This is a genomic window from Marinobacter sp. LV10R520-4 (assembly GCF_002563815.1).
GTDB lineage: Bacteria > Pseudomonadota > Gammaproteobacteria > Pseudomonadales > Oleiphilaceae > Marinobacter.
The window spans coordinates 4,067,720-4,085,874 of the sequence record NZ_PDJM01000001.1 but is presented as its reverse complement, the minus strand read 5'-3'; the positions used below and the strand labels follow the sequence as shown (position 1 = coordinate 4,085,874).

The 18,155-nt window shown below is 53.9% G+C and carries 20 protein-coding genes and 1 tRNA gene; 9 read left to right on the top strand and 12 right to left on the bottom strand.

What is annotated here, in order from left to right; all coding sequences use genetic code 11:
- Nucleotides 1-140: 140 nt before the first annotated feature.
- From ATG98_RS19865 to ATG98_RS19850, 4 genes are all read left to right on the top strand, one after another.
- Nucleotides 141-923 carry a class I SAM-dependent methyltransferase gene (locus ATG98_RS19865; RefSeq protein ID WP_098418678.1) on the top strand — a complete coding sequence of 261 codons (783 nt, stop codon included), beginning with the start codon at nucleotides 141-143 and terminating at the stop codon, nucleotides 921-923.
- Nucleotides 920-1,360 (top strand): ribonuclease HI, encoded by a 441-nt coding sequence (rnhA, locus tag ATG98_RS19860; RefSeq protein ID WP_098418677.1) that lies wholly within the window; start codon nucleotides 920-922, stop codon nucleotides 1,358-1,360. The genes ATG98_RS19865 and rnhA overlap by 4 nt, the downstream gene beginning before the upstream one ends.
- 33 nt (nucleotides 1,361-1,393) lie before the next feature.
- Nucleotides 1,394-2,104 carry a DNA polymerase III subunit epsilon gene (gene dnaQ, locus ATG98_RS19855; protein WP_098418676.1) on the top strand — a complete coding sequence of 237 codons (711 nt, stop codon included), beginning with the start codon at nucleotides 1,394-1,396 and terminating at the stop codon, nucleotides 2,102-2,104.
- Between the two features lie 201 nt (nucleotides 2,105-2,305).
- Nucleotides 2,306-4,000: a chemotaxis protein gene (locus tag ATG98_RS19850; protein WP_323807762.1), complete on the top strand. Its 1,695-nt coding sequence runs from the start codon at nucleotides 2,306-2,308 to the stop codon at nucleotides 3,998-4,000.
- Nucleotides 4,001-4,012: 12 nt separating this feature from the next.
- On the opposite strand, the gene ATG98_RS19845 is transcribed toward ATG98_RS19850, so the two are convergent.
- Nucleotides 4,013-4,327 carry an SCP2 sterol-binding domain-containing protein gene (locus ATG98_RS19845; protein WP_098418675.1) on the bottom strand — a complete coding sequence of 105 codons (315 nt, stop codon included), beginning with the start codon at nucleotides 4,325-4,327 and terminating at the stop codon, nucleotides 4,013-4,015.
- Between the two features lie 181 nt (nucleotides 4,328-4,508).
- Here ATG98_RS19845 and sohB point away from each other — a divergent pair, with 181 nt between their 5' ends.
- Nucleotides 4,509-5,597: a protease SohB gene (sohB, locus tag ATG98_RS19840; protein WP_098418674.1), complete on the top strand. Its 1,089-nt coding sequence runs from the start codon at nucleotides 4,509-4,511 to the stop codon at nucleotides 5,595-5,597.
- 68 nt (nucleotides 5,598-5,665) lie between these two features.
- On the top strand, nucleotides 5,666-6,703 hold the full coding sequence (locus tag ATG98_RS19835; RefSeq protein ID WP_098418673.1) for a YhdH/YhfP family quinone oxidoreductase: 1,038 nt from the start codon (nucleotides 5,666-5,668) through the stop codon (nucleotides 6,701-6,703).
- A gap of 202 nt (nucleotides 6,704-6,905) precedes the next feature.
- Here ATG98_RS19835 and ATG98_RS19830 read toward each other — a convergent pair whose 3' ends face one another.
- A complete protein-coding gene (locus ATG98_RS19830; protein ID WP_098418672.1) occupies nucleotides 6,906-7,148 on the bottom strand; it encodes a DUF2970 domain-containing protein in 243 nt (80 codons plus the stop codon).
- Between the two features lie 29 nt (nucleotides 7,149-7,177).
- Nucleotides 7,178-10,876 carry a methionine synthase gene (metH, locus tag ATG98_RS19825; RefSeq protein WP_098424159.1) on the bottom strand — a complete coding sequence of 1,233 codons (3,699 nt, stop codon included), beginning with the start codon at nucleotides 10,874-10,876 and terminating at the stop codon, nucleotides 7,178-7,180.
- A gap of 270 nt (nucleotides 10,877-11,146) precedes the next feature.
- On the opposite strand from metH, the gene nfuA reads away from it, so the two are divergent.
- Entirely contained in the window at nucleotides 11,147-11,734 is a 588-nt protein-coding gene (nfuA, locus tag ATG98_RS19820; RefSeq protein WP_098418670.1) for a Fe-S biogenesis protein NfuA, read from the top strand.
- Nucleotides 11,735-11,785: 51 nt separating this feature from the next.
- Here the strand turns inward: nfuA and ATG98_RS19815 are convergent, their stop codons facing one another.
- From ATG98_RS19815 to ATG98_RS19795, 5 genes are all read right to left on the bottom strand, one after another.
- Nucleotides 11,786-12,115, bottom strand: coding sequence for a TusE/DsrC/DsvC family sulfur relay protein (locus ATG98_RS19815; RefSeq protein WP_098418669.1), 330 nt, complete (start codon nucleotides 12,113-12,115; stop codon nucleotides 11,786-11,788).
- A 5-nt stretch (nucleotides 12,116-12,120) separates the two neighbouring features.
- The gene (locus tag ATG98_RS19810; protein ID WP_228706220.1) at nucleotides 12,121-12,447 is read right to left on the bottom strand and encodes a DsrH/TusB family sulfur relay protein; all 327 of its coding nucleotides are present in this window, start codon (nucleotides 12,445-12,447) and stop codon (nucleotides 12,121-12,123) included.
- Nucleotides 12,448-12,472: 25 nt separating this feature from the next.
- Nucleotides 12,473-12,823: a DsrE family protein gene (locus ATG98_RS19805; protein WP_098418668.1), complete on the bottom strand. Its 351-nt coding sequence runs from the start codon at nucleotides 12,821-12,823 to the stop codon at nucleotides 12,473-12,475.
- A 2-nt stretch (nucleotides 12,824-12,825) separates the two neighbouring features.
- Nucleotides 12,826-13,239 carry a sulfurtransferase complex subunit TusD gene (gene tusD, locus ATG98_RS19800; RefSeq protein ID WP_098418667.1) on the bottom strand — a complete coding sequence of 138 codons (414 nt, stop codon included), beginning with the start codon at nucleotides 13,237-13,239 and terminating at the stop codon, nucleotides 12,826-12,828.
- A gap of 74 nt (nucleotides 13,240-13,313) precedes the next feature.
- The gene (locus ATG98_RS19795) at nucleotides 13,314-14,033 is read right to left on the bottom strand and encodes a Bax inhibitor-1/YccA family protein (RefSeq protein ID WP_098418666.1); all 720 of its coding nucleotides are present in this window, start codon (nucleotides 14,031-14,033) and stop codon (nucleotides 13,314-13,316) included.
- A 402-nt stretch (nucleotides 14,034-14,435) separates the two neighbouring features.
- Between ATG98_RS19795 and ATG98_RS19790 the strand changes: the two genes are divergently transcribed.
- A tRNA-Ser gene (locus ATG98_RS19790) sits at nucleotides 14,436-14,526 on the top strand.
- Nucleotides 14,527-14,621: 95 nt separating this feature from the next.
- Here the strand turns inward: ATG98_RS19790 and ATG98_RS19785 are convergent.
- Entirely contained in the window at nucleotides 14,622-15,650 is a 1,029-nt protein-coding gene (locus ATG98_RS19785) for a tyrosine-type recombinase/integrase (protein WP_098418665.1), read from the bottom strand.
- A complete protein-coding gene (locus ATG98_RS19780) occupies nucleotides 15,647-15,862 on the bottom strand; it encodes a DUF4224 domain-containing protein (protein ID WP_098418664.1) in 216 nt (71 codons plus the stop codon). The genes ATG98_RS19785 and ATG98_RS19780 overlap by 4 nt, the downstream gene beginning before the upstream one ends.
- A gap of 223 nt (nucleotides 15,863-16,085) precedes the next feature.
- On the opposite strand from ATG98_RS19780, the gene ATG98_RS19775 reads away from it, so the two are divergent.
- On the top strand, nucleotides 16,086-16,493 hold the full coding sequence (locus tag ATG98_RS19775; protein ID WP_098418663.1) for a hypothetical protein: 408 nt from the start codon (nucleotides 16,086-16,088) through the stop codon (nucleotides 16,491-16,493).
- Between the two features lie 31 nt (nucleotides 16,494-16,524).
- Here the strand turns inward: ATG98_RS19775 and ATG98_RS19770 are convergent, their stop codons facing one another.
- Together ATG98_RS19770 and ATG98_RS19765 are read right to left on the bottom strand one after the other, a co-directional pair.
- Complete coding sequence (locus ATG98_RS19770; protein WP_098418662.1) at nucleotides 16,525-17,259, bottom strand: hypothetical protein; 735 nt, start codon at nucleotides 17,257-17,259, stop codon at nucleotides 16,525-16,527.
- Nucleotides 17,256-17,972, bottom strand: coding sequence for a sigma-70 family RNA polymerase sigma factor (locus tag ATG98_RS19765; protein ID WP_179888230.1), 717 nt, complete (start codon nucleotides 17,970-17,972; stop codon nucleotides 17,256-17,258). Before ATG98_RS19765 ends, ATG98_RS19770 begins: the two co-directional genes overlap by 4 nt.
- Between the last annotated feature and the right edge of the window lie 183 nt (nucleotides 17,973-18,155).

Genomic DNA, 18,155 nt, shown 5'->3' with positions numbered 1-18,155 from the left:
TGTGCTTAGCCAATGTGGCTGCTACTATAAAGCATTCATCGATTTACCCCAAAACTTGCAGGCCCGGGTGGCGTGCGCCGGCTTAGCTTTAGAGTTGAAAAGCGGGGTTAAAAAGCAGGGCTAACAGGAGCAGCAGTATAGTGAAACTCGAAGACGCTATTGATTACCAGGCGCGCCATGACAGCTTCGAGCACTGGTTCCAGACTCCGCTTGGCCGGGCTCTGCTGGCCGATCAGCGCCAGTACCTGGACCATAAGTTGGCCAGCCACACCGGCGCCCGTCAGTTGCAGGTCGGCGTCAGCCATCGCCTGCCGCTGGCAACCGGTACCGATTTTTTGCAACGAATTATTGTCGTGCCTCAATGGCATCCTGATATTCCCGGCGGGGTTGCGGTTTGCGACGCGGATGAACTGCCATTTTCCGGCGATTCGATGGATTTGGTTATTTTGCCCCACACGGCGGATTTTTCCCGTTACCCCCATCAGGTTCTGCGCGAATCTGCGAGGGTGTTGAGGGGGGAGGGCTGCATCGCCATTACCGGTTTTAATCCGTTTAGCGTTTGGGGCCTGCGCCGGCTTTTGTCCGGGCGCTTTGGCAGGCCGTCGGGCGGTCCTTGGGGCGGGCGTTTTATGCCGGCGGGGCGGATGGAAGACTGGTTGCGGTTATTGGGCTTTCAGATAGAACATTCGGTGACCCGTTTTTACGGTTTACCGTTACAGCGCTGCGCACGCAATCCGGTGCAGCGGCGGCCTAGCGGATTTATGCCGGGCGGCGCTTATTACTGTATCCTTGCGCGCAAACGGGAACTGGCCCGCACGCCTGGCCGACGTGCGTGGAGTAAAAGCAAGGTTATAGGCCTGGCGGGTAGTCGCCCCGTAGGAGTGGCACATACGAGTCATCAGAATCATCAGGAGAGTGAATGAGCGGTAACGTGATTATGTACACCGACGGCGCCTGCAAGGGCAACCCCGGGCGCGGCGGTTGGGGAGTTGTGCTGCGTTGGGGCGAGGTTTGCAAAACCTTGCACGGTGGCGAGCAGCACACCACCAATAACCGCATGGAGCTGATGGCCGCGATTGAAGGGCTGAAAGCGCTGAAGCGTGATTGTGACGTAGAGTTGTATACCGACTCCCAGTACGTGCGCAAAGGCATTACCGAGTGGCTGGCCGGCTGGAAACGCAACGGCTGGAAAACCGCGGCTAAAAAGCCGGTTAAAAATGACGATCTGTGGAAAGCCCTGAATGAACAAAGCGAGCGCCACCGTGTAAACTGGCATTGGGTGAAAGGCCATGCCGGCGTGCCGGATAACGAATTGGCCGACCAGCTGGCTAACCAAGGCGTTGAAGAGTTGACGGGTTAACCGGTCAGCCTGAAAACAGTAAAGGGCAACTGCATGCGACAAATTGTATTGGATACCGAAACCACCGGTATTGACCCCAACGACGGCCATCGAATTATCGAGATTGGCTGCGTAGAGTTGGTTGAGCGGTCGTTAACCGGCCGTAACTACCATGTTTACGTGAACCCTGGCCGCGAAATAGAAGCCGAAGCCATCGCCATACACGGCATTACCAACGAGTTTCTGGTCGACAAGCCGCCATTTGCGGTTGTTGCTGACGAATTTTTCGAGTTTATCCGCGGTGCGGAGCTGGTGATTCACAACGCGGCATTTGACGTCGGCTTTATGGACGCCGAATTTGGCCGTCTTGACGGCGGCCGTAAAACCGCCGAACACTGTGGCATTGTTGATACCTTGGCCATTGCGCGCAAGCGCCATCCCGGCCAGAAAAACAACCTGAACGCCTTGTGCAAACGCTACGGGGTAGACAACAGCAATCGCGAATTGCACGGCGCTCTGCTGGATGCGGAAATTCTGGCCGATGTGTATTTGCTGTTAACCGGCGGCCAGACTGCGCTGTTGCTGGATGCCGGCTCGGGTGAGGGTGGCCAGGGCGATGGTATCCGCCGGGTGCAGGCCGCCCGCGAGGCGTTGCAGGTGATTCGTGCCAGTGCAGACGAAGACCTGGCCCATCGCGAGTTTATGGCGATGATGGAAAAAAAAGCGGGCTCGACCGTGTGGAGCCAGGTTCTGGGCGCCGAATGAGAACTGGGTCGGGAGCTGTGCCAGGAACTGCGTAGCAAACTGGGTAGAAAGAAATTACCTGACCCTGACGCCCTGGTTGAGTGGCGTTAAAATTGTGTTATAATTGACGGGAGTTACGTCATTTTTTGATGTAACCGGTCAAGTAGCGTGCGGTGTCACCGCAGGGTCAACAGGGAAGCGTGAGTTATGGTGTAATCGTCTCTGGCAACGAAATCGCAGTCCTTCGATCTCGTTAAAAGTGAAATCGAGCAAACCATCCGGCAGGCTGAAAACAACCTGGCATGCTTTCAGGAAAATCGGGAAAGTGACGAAGATCTGCAAAACTGCCTGGATTGTCTGAACCAGCTGCGGGGCATCTTTACATTGGTGGAACTGCGTGGCGGAACCTTGCTGTGCGAGGAGGCGGTAAGTACCTGCAATAATGTTCCAGTTGGTGCAAGAACCGACAAAAATATTCTATTAACCGCCCTCAACAAGGCCTTATTTGTTCTGCGCCGTTACGTGGAATACCATCAGCAGCAGCGCCAGGACCACCCCAATCTGCTGTTACCGGTGATTAACGAACTGCGCGAAGCGCGCAACGAAGCTGTTTACCCGGAATCCTGGCATTTCAAGCTCGACCTTGCGCAACGCCCGGACTTTTGCAAAGGCATGAAGCTGCGGCCTGTCGCCGGCGACACCAACGATGTCGACATTATGGCCCGGCGCATGAGCCTGACCTATCAAGTGGCGCTGCTGGGCATTCTGCACGAACGCAACGACGCAGTAACAAAGAAGCTCATCAGCCGCGCTGCTCGCGGTTTTGCGCGGCTGTGCAACGGTAAACCCCAGGGGCAACTGTGGTGCCTGGTGGAAATTGTTGCCGATACCATGCTCGACCGGGCCATGATGTTTTCCAAGGCTCGCAAGCGACTGTTTATGGCGATTGAAAAATACGCCCGCCAACGGGTTTACATGGGTGCTGATTCGGCCAATAAACCAATACCTGACGACTTGCTTACCGATCTGGTGTACCTGCTGCATTGCAGTGGCTCGGCCAATCCCGAAGTGGTGCAGGTACTCCAGGCTTTTCGCCTGGCGCCTGCAGAATTTTCGGACGCCATTCTGGAAGCCCATTCCCGCAAACTTTACGGCCCGGGCAGTGACGTGCTTAAGTCGTTGTCAGAAGCAATGCAGGATGAGCTGAACCAATTAAAAGACAAGCTGGACATTATTGAGCGTGGTATCGAACCAGACCTGGCTGAACTGGGATTGATTGCCGTAATCCTGGAGAAGTTGGCCAACACGCTGCTGATGTTGGATTTGAAGCGTCTGGCTGCAACCGCGAACCAGGAAGCCGTTAAGTTGCGCAAGCTGGAGCAGGAATCGCGTCTGCCAGATGAAGCCGAGCTGCACAGCCTCGCGGATTCTGTACTGGGCATCGAAGACGTGGTGTTGCAGATTGCCAATCGTGGCATTAACAACGAAGCAGATCTGGCAAGCGTTAACCCGTCTGACAGCCGCGAAGAATCATTGTGCCTGCGCGAAGCCGTGTGGGTGGTGGCGGATGAAGCCCGTAACGCGCTGACCCTGGCAAAACGAGCGATTACAGCGTTCATTGAATCGGATTACGATAAATTGCACCTGGCTAACGTGCCGGCCACCCTGCATACCATTTGGGGTGGATTGGTAATGATTAACGACCCGGATGCCGCGGAAGTTCTGCAGCGTATTGGTGATGCAATTCAGCACCGGCTTTTGGATGACACTGAGCCTCCGTCTGAACAGGTGCTGGAAGCCATGGCAGATGCTTTGACATCCCTCGAATACTACATTGGCAATATTGGCAAACACGAGCCCGAAAACGCCGACCTGTTGCGCCTGGCGAAAACGTCTTTGGACGACGTTCGCCTTTAGACGCGGACAGACTCAGCCCATGTTAAACAGGTCGCCGAGTTTGGTAGCCAGCATCATGTCGCCTTCGGCGCGCAGTTGGCCAGCCATGAATGCCTGCATGCCGTCGGTTTCACCAGAAACCACGTCTTCCAGGGTTTCGGAGTTCATGATCAAGGTAACGGAAGGGTCGTCGTGGGCGCCATGGTGCAGCTTGCAGGTGCCGTCGTTAATCACCAGGTGATAGGTTTTGTCGTCCTCGATATCGAACTGAAAAACTAGGTCCAGACCTTGCGCGGCTTCGGCGTTAAAACTCTGTTCCAGCTTTTCAAAGATTTGTTCTACGGACATAAATTGACCCTTTAAATGGTTGTGATGACGGCGACACAGCCCGACTCAATTCCTGACTTTATGGCCGGTAGCGACAGCTGTCAAGTGCATTCAAACGATTGTTTTAATTTATGCCCGGGTTATCACCCGATGAGCTCTGGGTTACACTTGCTTGCTTATCTGAACCTACGGGAGAAACCCTTTGGAATTCCTTGCAGACTATGGTCTTTTCCTTGCTAAAGCCGTCACCTTGGTGCTGGCTGTGGTGGTGATTATTACCCTGATTATCTCCGCTGCCCAGCGGGAGAAAAGCAGTGAACACGAAGACGGTGAACTGCGCATCCGCAAACTCAATGATAACTACCGTAAATTGCGTGAGGGCATCGAAGCGCGATTGATGACAGACCCCGAGCGCAAAGCGTTTGCCAAGTTGCGCAAAAAAGAAGACAAAGCCGAGCGCAAAGCCGAAAAGGTAAAAGCCAAAGCGAAAGGCGCCAAGAGTGACACCGCTGAGACTGCCGACGAAGCAGCCAAAACGCGAGTGTTTGTGTTGGATTTTGATGGTGACATAAAGGCCAGCGACACCGAAGGCCTGCGCCGCGCGATTACCGCCGTGCTCAGTGTGGCGAAGCCGGAGCAAGACGAGGTGGTGGTGCGCCTGGAAAGCGGTGGCGGCATGGTGCATTCCTACGGCCTGGCGGCAGCACAGCTAGACCGCATCCGCGCCAAAGGCCTGAATTTGACCGTGTGTGTAGACAAAGTAGCCGCCAGCGGTGGCTATATGATGGCCTGCGTAGCAGACCGCATTGTGGCGTCGCCGTTTGCGATTCTGGGTTCCATCGGCGTGGTGGCGCAATTGCCCAACGTGCACCGGTTGCTGAAAAAGAACAACGTAGACTTTGAAGTATTGACGGCGGGTGAGCACAAACGCACATTGACCATGTTTGGTGAAAACACCGATAAGGGCCGTCAGAAATTTCTGGCAGACCTTGAAGACATCCACCAGCTGTTCAAAGATTACGTAGGTGAGCGCCGGCCGCAGTTAGACATGGCAGCGGTTGCCAACGGTGACATCTGGTTTGGCCGCCGTGCGTTAGACGTAAAGCTGATTGACGCTATACAAACCTCAGACGAGTATTTGCTGGAAGCGGCAGATCGCGCAGAGGTGGTTTCGGTGTCGTATCAACGCAAACGCACACTACCAGAGAAGCTTGGGCTGGCAGCCAGTTCGGCCGTGGAGAACACAGTTTGGCGTTTGCTGAGTGTGTTCCGTAACCAGAATTTGCACTAAAAAGGCTCTTTAGATAGTACTTTTTAGTTAGATAGTACTTTTTAGTGCCCCAAACCAGGAGTCGTCAAATGAGTGAATCCCAGAGCAACCCGCAGCAAAACGGACAGACTTACCAGGCCTGGCAGGTCAGCGAGCAGGATGGCGGTTATCGCGGTAGCGAAATGACCCTGAGTACAGCCGATTTGCCGGCTGGCGACGTGCTGATACGGGTCAGCCACTCGTCACTTAACTACAAAGACGCGCTGTCTGCCTCCGGCAATAAAGGCGTTACCCGACAGTTCCCCCACACACCCGGCATAGATGCTGCTGGTGAAGTGGTTGAGTTAGCCGCTGGTGCGCCTGCGGGTGTACTGGGTGTAGGCAGCCAGGTGCTGGTGACCGGTTACGATTTGGGCATGAACACCGCTGGCGGATTTGGCGAATACATTCGCGTGCCTGCAGCCTGGTGTATTGCCATGCCAGAGGGGTGGGCGGCGAAAACCGCAATGACCTATGGCACCGCCGGCCTTACAGCCGGTCTGTGCGTGCACAAGCTGCTAACCATGGGCGCTGCACCAGAGCAGGGCAAAGTGGCTGTTTCTGGCGCCAGCGGTGCGGTAGGCAGCGTGGCGGTGGAAATTCTATCGGTTCTGGGTTTTGACGTAGTAGCCATCAGCGGCAAAGCCGAACAGGAAGACACGCTACGTACCCTGGGTGCGGCTGAAATTGTGGGCCGTGAGGCACTGGAGGCGCAAAAAAAGCCGATGTTAAAACCGGCGTTTGCCAACGCAGTAGACTCCGTAGGTGGCGCGCCGCTGGCAGAGCTGCTGAAGCAGGTACAGCCCGGCGGATCTGTTAGCTGTTGCGGTCTGGTTGCGGGCATTGAGTTGCCTACCACCGTGCTGCCGTTCATATTGCGCGGCGTGAACCTGTTGGGTGTCGACTCGGTAGAAATTCCGCTGGCGGATAAACAAGCCATTTGGGACAAACTGGCCGGCCCTTGGGGCTGTCCGCAAACGGAAAAGTCGGCCAGGGTCATCGGCCGCAGTGGCCTTGCCAGCGCCTTGGAAGCATTTTTGGCGGGCAAGTCCAGCGGCAAGATTGTGCTGCAGCACGGGTTGAATTAACCCGAAAATTGGCAGATTACGCAATTCGTGCTTAACTAAGGGCAATTGTTTTCAATTAAGCACGAGGAAGCGGGTATGAGTAAATCTGTACGCAGTGATAGCCAAGTAGACGCCATTGCGGCCGTTGTGTTGATAGCACTTGCGGTCGTTTTAGCGGTGATTTGGGTTTCTGGCCAATAAGACGGGTGCTGGGTCTCAGCGCTCAGGCGTTGGCCAGCACCACATTCACCAGAAGTACCAAGCCGCCAATCAACAAGGTGGTAAACAATATCCCGCCAACAATGTAGGCCCACGGGCTGGGGTTGGCAAAATCTTCCTGATGGCGCTTGCTGGATTGAACACCCAGAGCGCCCGCCAGAATACTCTGCATCACTTTCCATAAACTCGGCCGTGGCAGCGCTTTGCTGCCGGGCTGAGTGTTTTCATTATTGTCTTTTGTGGTCATAGCCAGTCTCCGCTGTTTACATCAGAGCGTTATTCCGCTGGATCGTATGCCAAGCTGGGTTGTAACCAGCGTTCGGCTTCGGCTTTGGTTTGGCCGGTACGGTCAGCATAGTCTTCAACTTGGTCTACGCCAATGCGGCCGACGGCAAAGTATTTGGACTGCGGGTGCGAAAAGTACCAGCCAGAGACCGCAGCGGCCGGGAACATGGCGAAGTGCTCGGTCAGGGTGATACCGGTTTTGGCGGTTGCGTCCAGCAGGGTAAACAGCGTGGCCTTTTCAATGTGGTCGGGGCAAGCGGGATAACCGGGTGCCGGGCGAATACCCTGATAGCGCTCTTTGATCAGCGCGGCAGTGTCCATGCTCTCGTCACTGGCGTAGCCCCAGAATTCAGTGCGTACGCGTTCGTGCAGACGTTCGGCGAAGGCTTCGGCCAGGCGATCTGCCAGAGATTTCACCATAATGGCGTTGTAGTCATCGTTCGCATCTCTGTACTCGTTAGACATTTCTTCAGCGCCGATACCGGTGGTGACCGCGAAGCCACCTACGTAATCAGGGTGTTCATAGCCTTTCGGAGCCACGAAATCTGACAACGCCATCATCGGCTTTCCGGGTGCTTTTTCATCTTGCTGGCGCAGGTGGTGCAGCACGGCAAGCTCTTCAGTGCGGCTTTCATCAGTGTACACAACAACGTCATCGCCACGACGGTTCGCCGGCCAGAAACCGGCTATACCACAAGCGGTTACACGTTTTTCATCAATCATTTTGCGAAGAATGACCTGGGCTTCGTCGAACAGGGTTCTGGCGACTTCACCGCGCTTGGGATCGTCAAAAATCTGCGGGTACTTGCCCGAGATATCCCAGGAAATGAAGAACGGTGTCCAGTCAATGTAAGGCACCAGTTCGTTCAGATCGTATTCTTCGAACAAGCGGGCGCCCAGAAAGGCCGGCTTGGGGGGCACGTAGTTGTCAAAGTCGATCTCCGGTGCGCGGTCGCGGGCTTCTTTCAATGACACCAGTTTGGTGCGCTCGCTGCGATTTTTGCGGCGTTCGCGGATTTCGTCGTACTCCACCCTGGCCGCTTCTACCAGACCGGGTTTGGCGGTTTTACTCAGCAGTTTTGAGGCCACGTTAACGCAGCGCGAGGCGTCTGACACGTAAAGGGCGATGTCGTTTTTATAGTGCGGCTCAATTTTCACTGCGGTGTGGGCTTTGGAGGTTGTAGCGCCGCCGATCATCAGTGGCAGGTGAAAATCCAGACGCTGCATCTCACGGGCTACGTGCACCATTTCGTCCAGTGACGGTGTGATCAGTCCGCTAAGGCCAATAATGTCCACGTTGTGCTCTTTCGCCGCGGCCAGAATTTTGTCGCAGGGCACCATAACGCCCATGTCGATTACTTCGTAGTTGTTGCACTGCAGCACCACGCCCACAATGTTTTTGCCGATGTCGTGCACATCGCCTTTTACCGTGGCCATCAGGATTTTGCCCTTGGCCTGCTGGCCTCCGGATTTTTCCGCTTCAATAAATGGAATCAGGTGGGCTACCGCCTGCTTCATAACCCGGGCGCTTTTGACTACCTGAGGCAGGAACATCTTGCCGTCGCCAAACAGATCGCCAACAACGTTCATGCCGTCCATCAACGGGCCTTCAATGACGTGAATGGGGCGATCGGCTTCTTGCCGGCAAGCTTCAGTGTCCTCAATAATGTGACTGGTAATGCCTTTTACCAAGGCGTGTTCCAGGCGTTTTTTGACCGGCAAATCACGCCAGGCCAGATCTTCTTCCGGGGTTTTTACGCCCTGACCTTTGAAACGCTCGGCAAGTGCCAGCAGGCGGTCGGTAGAATCTTCGCGGCGATTCAGCACCACATCTTCTACGGCTTCTTTTAGTTCCGCTTCAATGTCGTCGTAAATCACCAGCTGGCCGGGGTTGACGATGCCCATATTCAGGCCGGCTTTGATGGCGTGGTACAAAAATACCGAGTGGATGGTCTCGCGCACCACGTCGTTGCCGCGGAACGAGAAAGACACGTTACTGACACCGCCGGAAATCGAGGCGTGGGGCAGGTTGGCGCGAATCCAGCGGCAGGCGTTGATGAAATCCACCGCGTAGTTGTTGTGTTCTTCAATGCCGGTGGCAATGGCAAAAATGTTCGGGTCAAAAATGATGTCGCCCGGTTTAAAACCGATGCTTATCAGCGCGTCATAAGAACGTTTGCAGATCTCGGTTTTACGCTTGAAGGTATCGGCCTGGCCTTGTTCGTCAAACGCCATAACCACCACGGCGGCGCCATAACGCATGCAGTCTCGGGCGCGCTTGAAGAATTCTTCTTCGCCTTCTTTCAGGCTGATGGAGTTCACCACCGCCTTGCCTTGGATGCAGCGTAAACCGGCTTCGATGATTTCCCACTTGGAGGAGTCAATCATGATGGGTACGCGGGAGATGTCGGGTTCTGACGCCACCAGGTTCAAAAAGGTGACCATCACCTCTTTGGACTCCAGCATGCCTTCGTCCATGTTGATATCAATAATTTGCGCGCCATTCTCAACCTGGTCCCGGGCCACGCTCAGAGCTTCTTCGTAGCGTTCTTCTTTAATCAGGCGCAAAAAGCGCTTGGAACCGGTGACGTTGGTGCGCTCGCCCACGTTGATAAACAGGGTGTGTTTATCACCGGTAAACGGCTCCAGGCCCGACAGGCGCAGTGCGGGTTTTGGCTGCGCGATTTTCCGTGGCGGGTATTTGGCGACGGCGTTGGCAATCGCTTCAATATGGTCCGGGCGCGAACCGCAGCAACCACCAATGATGTTAAGAAAACCATCGCGGGCAAACCCTTCGATGATGTCGGCCATTTCTTCCGGGGTTTGGTCATATTCACCAAACTCGTTGGGCAGACCGGCGTTGGGGTGGGCGCTAACGTAGGTATTGGCTTTGCCAGACAGCTCTTCCACATAGGGCCGCAGGGCGTCAGCGCCCAGGGCGCAGTTCAGGCCCACCGAGATGGGCTTGGCGTGGGCGATGGAGTTCCAGAAAGCCTCGGTGGTCTGGCCCGAAAGAGTGCGGCCAGAGGCATCGGTAATGGTGCCGGAAATCATTATGGGCAGCTCGATACCGCTGTCTTCAAAATATTGCTGGGTGGCGTAGATGGCCGCTTTGGCGTTCAGGGTGTCGAAAATGGTTTCGATCAGAATCAGGTCGCAGCCGCCTTCAACCAGGCCTTCCACCGCTTCGTAGTAGTTATCCACCAAGCCCTGGAAGTCCACGTTGCGATAGCCCGGGTTGTTCACCTGGGGTGAAAGCGAGGCGGTGCGAGACGTGGGACCAACGGCACCGGCCACGAAACGCGGTTTTGCGGGGTTTTTGGCGGTAAACTCGTCGGCGATATCTCGCGCCAGCCGTGCGGCAGCCACGTTCAGTTCCTTGGCGATGTCTTCCAGACCATAATCCGCTTGCGACAGACGCGAAGAATTAAAAGTGTTGGTTTCAATAATGTCTGCGCCCGCATCCATGTAATCTGCGTGAATATTGCGCATAAGCGCGGGCTGGGTCAGGTTCAGCAGGTCGTTGTTGCCCTGCAGATCGCTTGCGTAATTGGCGAATCGCTCACCCCGAAACGCCGCTTCGTCCAGCTTCAGTTGCTGGATCATGGTGCCCATGCCGCCGTCTAGAATCACAATGCGTTCTTTCAGGGCTTGGTGCAGTTGGTTCAGGCGGGTGGTGCGATCAGTCATGGGTTTCTCTTTCATAGATTGTTGTAAAACAGGCACGGGCGTTGCTGGCTGCTGAGCGCTGTGAAAATGGCGCTAAGGCGTTTCTGTTAATATTCGGCGGCAGATGATAGCAAATTCGGCGCTTTTGGCGTAGTTCATACGCTGGATAATCCACACTGGAGCAATAGCGGAAAGTAATTATACCCCATAAAGACCAACCATTTTGGTTGGTCTTTCATGTTGCCGCCATCTGCCGTAAAATAGGATGAAATTCTAAAGCGAGTTCAAACTATGTCCGTGGTAACTGTGACCGATCCCGCGCGGGACTATCTTGCGGAACTGATTGCAAAGCAGGATGTGAAAGGTATGGGTGTGCGTATTTTCGTCACCCAGCCCGGCACCAAAAATGCCGAAACCTGCCTTGCTTACTGCCCGCCAAATGAAATTGTGCCGACGGACGAGCAGTTCGATCTGGACAAGTTCACCTTGTATCTGGACCACGCGTCTGTGCCATTTCTGGAAGAAGCCTATGTGGATTATTCCAAAGACCAGATGGGCGGACAGCTGACAATCAAGGCACCGAACGCCAAAGTGGCCAACGTCGATGAAAACGCGCCCCTGCCAGACCGGGTGAATTACATTCTTGCGTCGGAAATCAATCCTGGCCTCGCGTCCCACGGCGGTGAAGTGTCGCTGGTTGAAATTGTCGACGACTCCATTGTGGTATTGCGATTTGGTGGTGGCTGTCAGGGCTGTTCCGCGGTCAGCCTTACGCTGAAGCAGGGCGTTGAAACCACGCTAAAAGAGCGGGTACCGGAAGTAACCGCCGTGCGCGACGTGACCGATCACACCGTGACTGAAAACGCCTATTATCAATAACATCCCGCTCAACATAGGGGACAGATTTAAAATCTGTCCCCGGTCCTAGCCTCACAAACAATTAGTAGGCCTTGGCAAACCCGCAACGCGGCAGGCGCTTTTGGCCGGAGTACCGGAAAACAGCTGCATTAGGTAAATACTGTTGCCTTTGTCTTCACCCAGAACTTCCTTCACCGCTTTTACAAACAGCCGGTTTGACGGCGGTGACATGGCGTGCTGCTGATAAAAATTCCGCAAAAACCGCACAACTTCCCAGTGGGCCGGCGACAGCTCCAGACCGTTATCGGCGGCGATGCGCTCGGCGACCTGTGGCGTCCAGCTGTGGGCATCTTCCAGAAAACCTTCGTTATTGCGTAACGGCATGTTGCTTGCGTTGATCATCGATATCACCAGCTTATGATCCGTGTGGCCAGGGCGCTTAACTGCACCATCTGCTCGTAGCTAATCTGTGGTTTAACGCCCGCCACTTCCGTGCTTGCATCCGCTGTAGCAGTCAAACCGCGGGCGCGGGCGTCGGCGGCCAGCATGAACACCGGGCAGGGCGCTGCAGTAGTCACTTCAGACGCGCTTAACACCGCGTTTTCAATCAGCAGCACCGTGTCTGCAGCGGCCAGCGTTGCAAGGCACTGTGCTGCCCTGGGGTGCTCCGCTGTCTTGTTCAGTATGTGCAGGGTGTGAATCTGGACGGGTAAGTCTGCAACAGACTGGCTCATAAGGTGGTCCAATGGTTGTAAATGTTCAGCCGGCGAAAGTGACATTTTCGAAACCCGTCATGAACGCCTGGTCAGGTGTTATCAGGGTTATGCCAGCAATCACAGCGTCATCGGCCAGCCCATAGCGTTGACAAGCCCGGGTGTCGGCATACAGAGCTTCAACACCAAAAATAGCAGCCGCTCCCAGATTTTGGGCCACAGACTTCTGGCCCAGGCCATCGGGTTGCTGTCCCGCGCGCAGCCAGTTCACACCCGCGCCGCTGAACAACAAGGCACAGCTTTGGTCAAAGGCGGCCAGGGAAAACGCCATATCCAGACCTTCGCGACCGCTCCAGCTGCCATAGGGTGCCTGGTCAATCACAATCAACGTCGTCATGGTCAGGCCCCACTGTGAAAATAAAGAACTTTGCTGCAAGCGCTGGCTTCCACCCACTCGCCCAGCCCGGCAATTTCGAACGGCGCCAGAATGTTGTGCGCAGGTAACTCATAGCGTTGTTGCTCGCCGCTGTCGACCAGGCCGCGGCGCAGGGCCGAAGCCACACAGGCCACGGCTGGAATGCCATGCTCTGCCAAGAATTCCGACCATAGCCGGGGCCAATGGGGCTCATCAGAAGGCGGGCATGCCAGCGCCGAGGCGATGTGAACGCCATCGCCGTAGAGAAAGACACGATCAATCTGGTGACCTGCGGCAACGGCCGCACGGGCGAAGTCCAGCGCGGTTTGAGGGGCCTGGGATGAGTAGGGGGCACCGGTTATGACCAGTGTGTAGGTTTGCAGAAAAATGTCAGCCATGGTTTCGAATCTTGTCTGATAACAAAAACCCCGGCAAATGCCGGGGCTTCGGGTTACGTTAAAACCAGATTAAATCAGTCGTTACCACCGAATGCGCCCAGCAGGTGCAGCAAGGCCAGGAACAGGTTATAGATGTTCAGGTACAGCCCTGTGGTTGCCATGATGTAGTTGGTTTCGCCACCGTTAACGATACGGCTTGTGTCGTACAGGATGAAGCCTGACATCAGTAGCACGATAGCAGCGCTAAGGGCAAGGCTGAAGGCTGTTATCTCAACACCAAACATGCTGGCGACTATGCCACCTACCATCGCGACAAGTACCACAACCAAGCCCGCAACCAACATGCCGCGCATGAAGCTGAAGTCTTTTTTGGTGGTCAGAACGTAGCCAGAAAGCGCAAAGAACACCAGCGCGGTTCCGCCAAGAGCTTGGGTGACAATCTGCCCGCCATTCGAGAACTGGAGGTAGTACAGCAGAGTCGGGCCCAGTGAAAGACCCAGCAGACCGGTGAATGCGAACACCACGGCAATACCGGCAGAGCTGTTGGCTGTACGTGGCAATACAAACCACACCAGAGCAATAGCGCCAAGCATGCACATCAGGCTTGCGCCCTGGCCCAGGCCAATCGACATGGCAACAGCCGCCATAACAGCACTGAACGCCAGCGTCATTGCCAGTAACGTGTAAGTGTTGCGCAGCACTTTCGTCGCCGAAGCACTGATGGGTGCGGTAGCGGATCCGCGGGCAATCTTGCCGCTAGAACTCTGTGGAACGTTGTACTGTCTGTTTTCCATTGTCATCTCCGATTAATATTTCTGGGTGCCATCTGAACCATCTGAGTTCCATTCAAGCCAGCTAGATGCCCTTTTAAGTGGGGCAATCACTGTAGCTCATAGTAATGTCGATTTCACAACTTTCAATCATTAAACGGTTAATTTTGTCGGGTTTTTCGGTAACTACTGTGACAATTGCAAGTTTGAAAAATTTCATTAAGTTGACGTAACTCTTGTTGCACTATTTGACGTAACTCTTGTTGCACTATGTTGTAGCTATGGTTTACCTCTGTGGTGGCTCTGGTTTAACTGTGGGGCTGACTCTTTGCAGTTTCTAACCCTGAATTTTGTGCAGGGCGTTGACAGAGATAAGAATTCCGGTATCATTCCCCCGGCTGTCGCTAGGCAGTAACGGAAGAATATGGTGGGTTGGCAGAGTGGCTTAATGCAGCGGTCTTGAAAACCGCCGAGGATTAATAGTCCTCCCGGGGTTCGAATCCCTGACCCACCGCCATTTTTTCTTTGAATACAGTTAGTTAGAGGGGCTTCTCTTAACTGCTGATAGGTCGCTAAAGTTCTTGTATATCCTCTATAATATACAGTTGTATATTATCCTTCCGATTTTTTCCGATTCCAGGCCTTAATAGTCACGGCTTTCTTTGCCCTCAAATAACCATCTGTTGTGCGCTTGTCATCGTGCAGAAGGTTTGCTGTGGCATCGCCGCCCGCAGCATCTACGTCAGTTGCGTGTTTAGCTCTCAAGTCGTGCTCGGTAAACCGCTCAACCAGATCTGTGCTTTCAAGCGCACGGATCATCACTGCTCGCCAACGATTCTGAAACGCGCTGTCACTCATCGGTTTGCCACTGCGGTCACAGACGATCGTCAACCCTTGTTTTTGATTGCAGGCCTTCAGTGCAGTTACTGCCATTTTTAGCTCTGGCGTCCACGGTATGAAGCCCTTGCGCCCAGTTTTTCTACTTTTGAAACGTATGCCGTCATCCCGCAGGGAACTCAGCAGCATGGCCAGCATATCGCCCTGGCGCAAACCAGTCATCATTTTCACGTCTACCCAGGCCAAAATAAACGGCGTTGAAACAGACAGGAATTCGTCGAGCTCCCAGTCTTCTACGTATCTGTCTCGCGCAATGGCTTTGTGCTTTTCGACGCCCTTAACTGGGTTGCGATCAACAACCCCCCACTGCATGGCTTTGCGAAAAATGTGCGAGAGCAGCGCGATTTCGTGATTGGCCTGAGTTTTGGACGAGTCTCCACGTTTATCCAGATACTGTTGACAGTGCATGGTTGAAAGCTCGCTGGGGTGCATTTCGCCAAACACGCTCCGCAATTTCTTCAACTCTTTTGTATTGTCCTTCTGAGTGCGAGGTGCCTTTGAGGGGATCACCTCTGCAGCGTATCGATTAAACAGCTTGCTCATACCGGATTCTGCAGACAAATTGCCAACCAGTTCTGCATACTTTTTTAGCGCCTCTTTCTTGTCAGTGCTCAGAGTGATCCACGTCTTCCTTCCTGGAACGTAGTTGCGCAGATGTGCGGGTGTTTTGAATCTCCATTTGCCGTTCTTCCAATGTACATACGTTGGCATGTCCTGATTACGGGATCGTGGCTTTGGGCTCATGAAACCTTCCTTAACGCATTAAAATTCGGCCCGGTTTCGATGCCGTGATGAGTTATATCCGACAAAACGCGTTCAACGTGAACCGTTGAAATCACCAGTTCATCAATGCCGTTTTCGATATATACAATCCCAAGGGCTTCCAGAACTTGCTTTTGTTGAGTCCGCCGGTGCCTTCCGGTTAGCCTCACTACTTCGTTATTGGTCAAGAACATGACAATCTCCCGTGATTACTAGATCGGATCTATCTGGACGTTTGGAAACGCCTCACCGGAGGCGGCAACGACCGAGCCTTTAAACTACTGTAAGACTTTTTTTGTAGGTGCAAGCACCGAACGACCGCATAAAACTGCCGCCGTTCTGCAGGGGAGTGCAAAACTTAGTTATTGGGAGCACGCAGGCATAGTGGTGTGAACTCACACGCGGTAGGAACCAGCAATGCGCGACACAGCACTTGAAACTCACGTATCAATAATCCTTAGCAACCTGCTCGCAGGCCACGGTAATCATATTTCAGTGGATAAATTTAAAATTATCCTGGAAATTTTTACTGAAGCTATTGTTCAGATGGATCATTTGGATGACTGCGCTCCAGGTAACGCACATTTGGTCAACGCCAGAAATGTCATCACTGAGTTTTATGAGTACCAAGACTGCAATATCACCTCAGTCGCTATTGAGATGTTCAATGACCGGTTGGTAGGGAATCTCAGGAACGACAAGCTCGGACTGCTAAGCCACTCTCAGTACCAGCCCAAAAAACTGATTCATTACGCCATTGAGGTTATGAGCTGGGGGTTGGTCGTCGGAATTGTCCTTATTTCGGAAAATACAGTGCTCCACTAGCGTCGAGGAGGATGCTTGAAAATAGATGCGGCTATCGCAACACGGTCGTCGCTTTACGGGTGTTTGTCTCATAGTTGTAAGGTGCTAGCGGCAAAATTACGGTCGCATTATGCAGGGGCGCGTTAAAACATCCCGCACCTTTCATCGAGAACGAGCTAGGTGATCCGTAGCTTTTTCTCTCAATAAACGACAGGTAGTCGGCAGCCATGTCCGAAGCGGGCATGCGTCGCAACATCGACGCGATCTTGTTTGCAGAGTTCTGTCGAGGCGTATCTCCATTACACACTGTCGCTGCAACCTTGCCGGCTTGAGCGTCTTGCGTCACCGCGCTGATCTCTGGGTGCATGCCTCCGTTGAGTAATTTGCGCCCGATGCTTGCCGCCATGCCGTAGTAGTTGGCAGCCATCCAATACTTCTTTCGATCTAGGGCAAACGACCCCTGCACAGAATAAACCATAAAGCTTTCTTTGGAGGCACTTCCATGACCGGCCATTAGGTTTTCGTAGAGGTGTTCGGGGTGAAGGTACCTAACGTGCAGACTGCTTTCGTCGGTAACGACGGGCAGGCGAAACTGGTAGTTATCGAAGATGGTCTGAACCCGGTCATCCAGGGCGAAAGCCAGGAGAAGTTGTGCGGTCTGATCGCCGTCGTTGGATGCGCGATCCATAATGTCCGCAGCTCGTGTTCGGTCGAAGTCCCAAGCTGATGCGGAACCAATGCCGGTAATGGCGACTAGGAGGCCGAAGAAAATTTGTTTTGCAGTCATAGCGGATACCTTTGCCGTATCTTTGAAAAAGCAGAAGCTTTGATCTGGTAAATTCTTGCTCTGGTTACTCCAATATCTCGAGATATCTGGTCTGCCGTTGAGGTCAGCTCTTCCTCGTTTAACCCATAGAGCCGTCGTATGACGAATCGCTCACGCTCGGTGAGCAGGCTGATTACTGAACAAACCTCCTTCGCTCGATTGACAGCCATAAACTGTTGATCGGGGTTTGCCATTAGACCAACTAGAGCTTTCTCGTCTCCGTTTAAGAGGAGTTTGGCTTCACTGTGCGTGTCCAGTGTGAGCGATGTAAGTTTAGCGCTTTCATATTCGCGCTCAGACGTCTTCTTTAGCTCATACTGGATCCACCGGTATGCAAAGGTCATGAACTCTGCCTTGCCCGGGTCGTCGTACATCTCCGCGGCCTTTATCAGCGCAAAGAATGCGTACGACACCCACTCTTCATCTCCCCCAGTTCTTTGCCGTTGCTGGTTGGCCAGCTTAAAGGCCAGTCGCTGGTATTTGTTCACGAGCTTGTTAACGGCATCGCGCCACCGATTGTAAGGCTCGCTGATGGCGTCGCGCTCGGACGCAGGCCAACACGCGAATAGCGTATGGGCCAGACCCGGAGACAACTGGTATTTACTGATCACGCCTTGGAGTAGCTCGCCCTGATCATCGGCGGCCCGGTCAATGGCAATCTCAAGTGCAGACATCGCCTTACTTCTCTGATTATTATTCCAGGACATGAATTGTCTGAATGCACGACGAGCTTGCGTGGGGCTGTGAGGTGCCATCCGTTTTAGCGCGGCACTCCAGATGTCTGGCCGTTTTCCAGCAGCCCGAAATAGACTCGTCAGCGAAAAGCCAATGTCCCTAGCTATCTGGTGTTCCATAGG

Excerpts from the sequence above, each read along its gene's own strand:
- ATG98_RS19780 (WP_098418664.1), bottom strand. The coding sequence starts at position 15,862 with ATGTTCTTGACCAATAACGAAGTAGTGAGGCTAACCGGAAGGCACCGG.
- ATG98_RS19810 (WP_228706220.1), bottom strand. The coding sequence starts at position 12,447 with ATGAGCCAGTCTGTTGCAGACTTACCCGTCCAGATTCACACCCTGCAC.
- ATG98_RS19845 (WP_098418675.1), bottom strand. The coding sequence starts at position 4,327 with ATGTCCGTAGAACAAATCTTTGAAAAGCTGGAACAGAGTTTTAACGCC.
- ATG98_RS19805 (WP_098418668.1), bottom strand. The coding sequence starts at position 12,823 with ATGACGACGTTGATTGTGATTGACCAGGCACCCTATGGCAGCTGGAGC.
- ATG98_RS19830 (WP_098418672.1), bottom strand. The coding sequence starts at position 7,148 with ATGACCACAAAAGACAATAATGAAAACACTCAGCCCGGCAGCAAAGCG.
- ATG98_RS19765 (WP_179888230.1), bottom strand. The coding sequence starts at position 17,972 with ATGTCTGCACTTGAGATTGCCATTGACCGGGCCGCCGATGATCAGGGC.
- dnaQ (WP_098418676.1), top strand. The coding sequence starts at position 1,394 with ATGCGACAAATTGTATTGGATACCGAAACCACCGGTATTGACCCCAAC.
- rnhA (WP_098418677.1), top strand. The coding sequence starts at position 920 with ATGAGCGGTAACGTGATTATGTACACCGACGGCGCCTGCAAGGGCAAC.
- ATG98_RS19815 (WP_098418669.1), bottom strand. The coding sequence starts at position 12,115 with ATGATCAACGCAAGCAACATGCCGTTACGCAATAACGAAGGTTTTCTG.
- tusD (WP_098418667.1), bottom strand. The coding sequence starts at position 13,239 with ATGGCTGACATTTTTCTGCAAACCTACACACTGGTCATAACCGGTGCC.
- metH (WP_098424159.1), bottom strand. The coding sequence starts at position 10,876 with ATGACTGATCGCACCACCCGCCTGAACCAACTGCACCAAGCCCTGAAA.
- ATG98_RS19835 (WP_098418673.1), top strand. The coding sequence starts at position 5,666 with ATGAGTGAATCCCAGAGCAACCCGCAGCAAAACGGACAGACTTACCAG.
- ATG98_RS19775 (WP_098418663.1), top strand. The coding sequence starts at position 16,086 with ATGCGCGACACAGCACTTGAAACTCACGTATCAATAATCCTTAGCAAC.
- ATG98_RS19785 (WP_098418665.1), bottom strand. The coding sequence starts at position 15,650 with ATGAGCCCAAAGCCACGATCCCGTAATCAGGACATGCCAACGTATGTA.
- nfuA (WP_098418670.1), top strand. The coding sequence starts at position 11,147 with ATGTCCGTGGTAACTGTGACCGATCCCGCGCGGGACTATCTTGCGGAA.
- ATG98_RS19770 (WP_098418662.1), bottom strand. The coding sequence starts at position 17,259 with ATGACTGCAAAACAAATTTTCTTCGGCCTCCTAGTCGCCATTACCGGC.
- ATG98_RS19795 (WP_098418666.1), bottom strand. The coding sequence starts at position 14,033 with ATGGAAAACAGACAGTACAACGTTCCACAGAGTTCTAGCGGCAAGATT.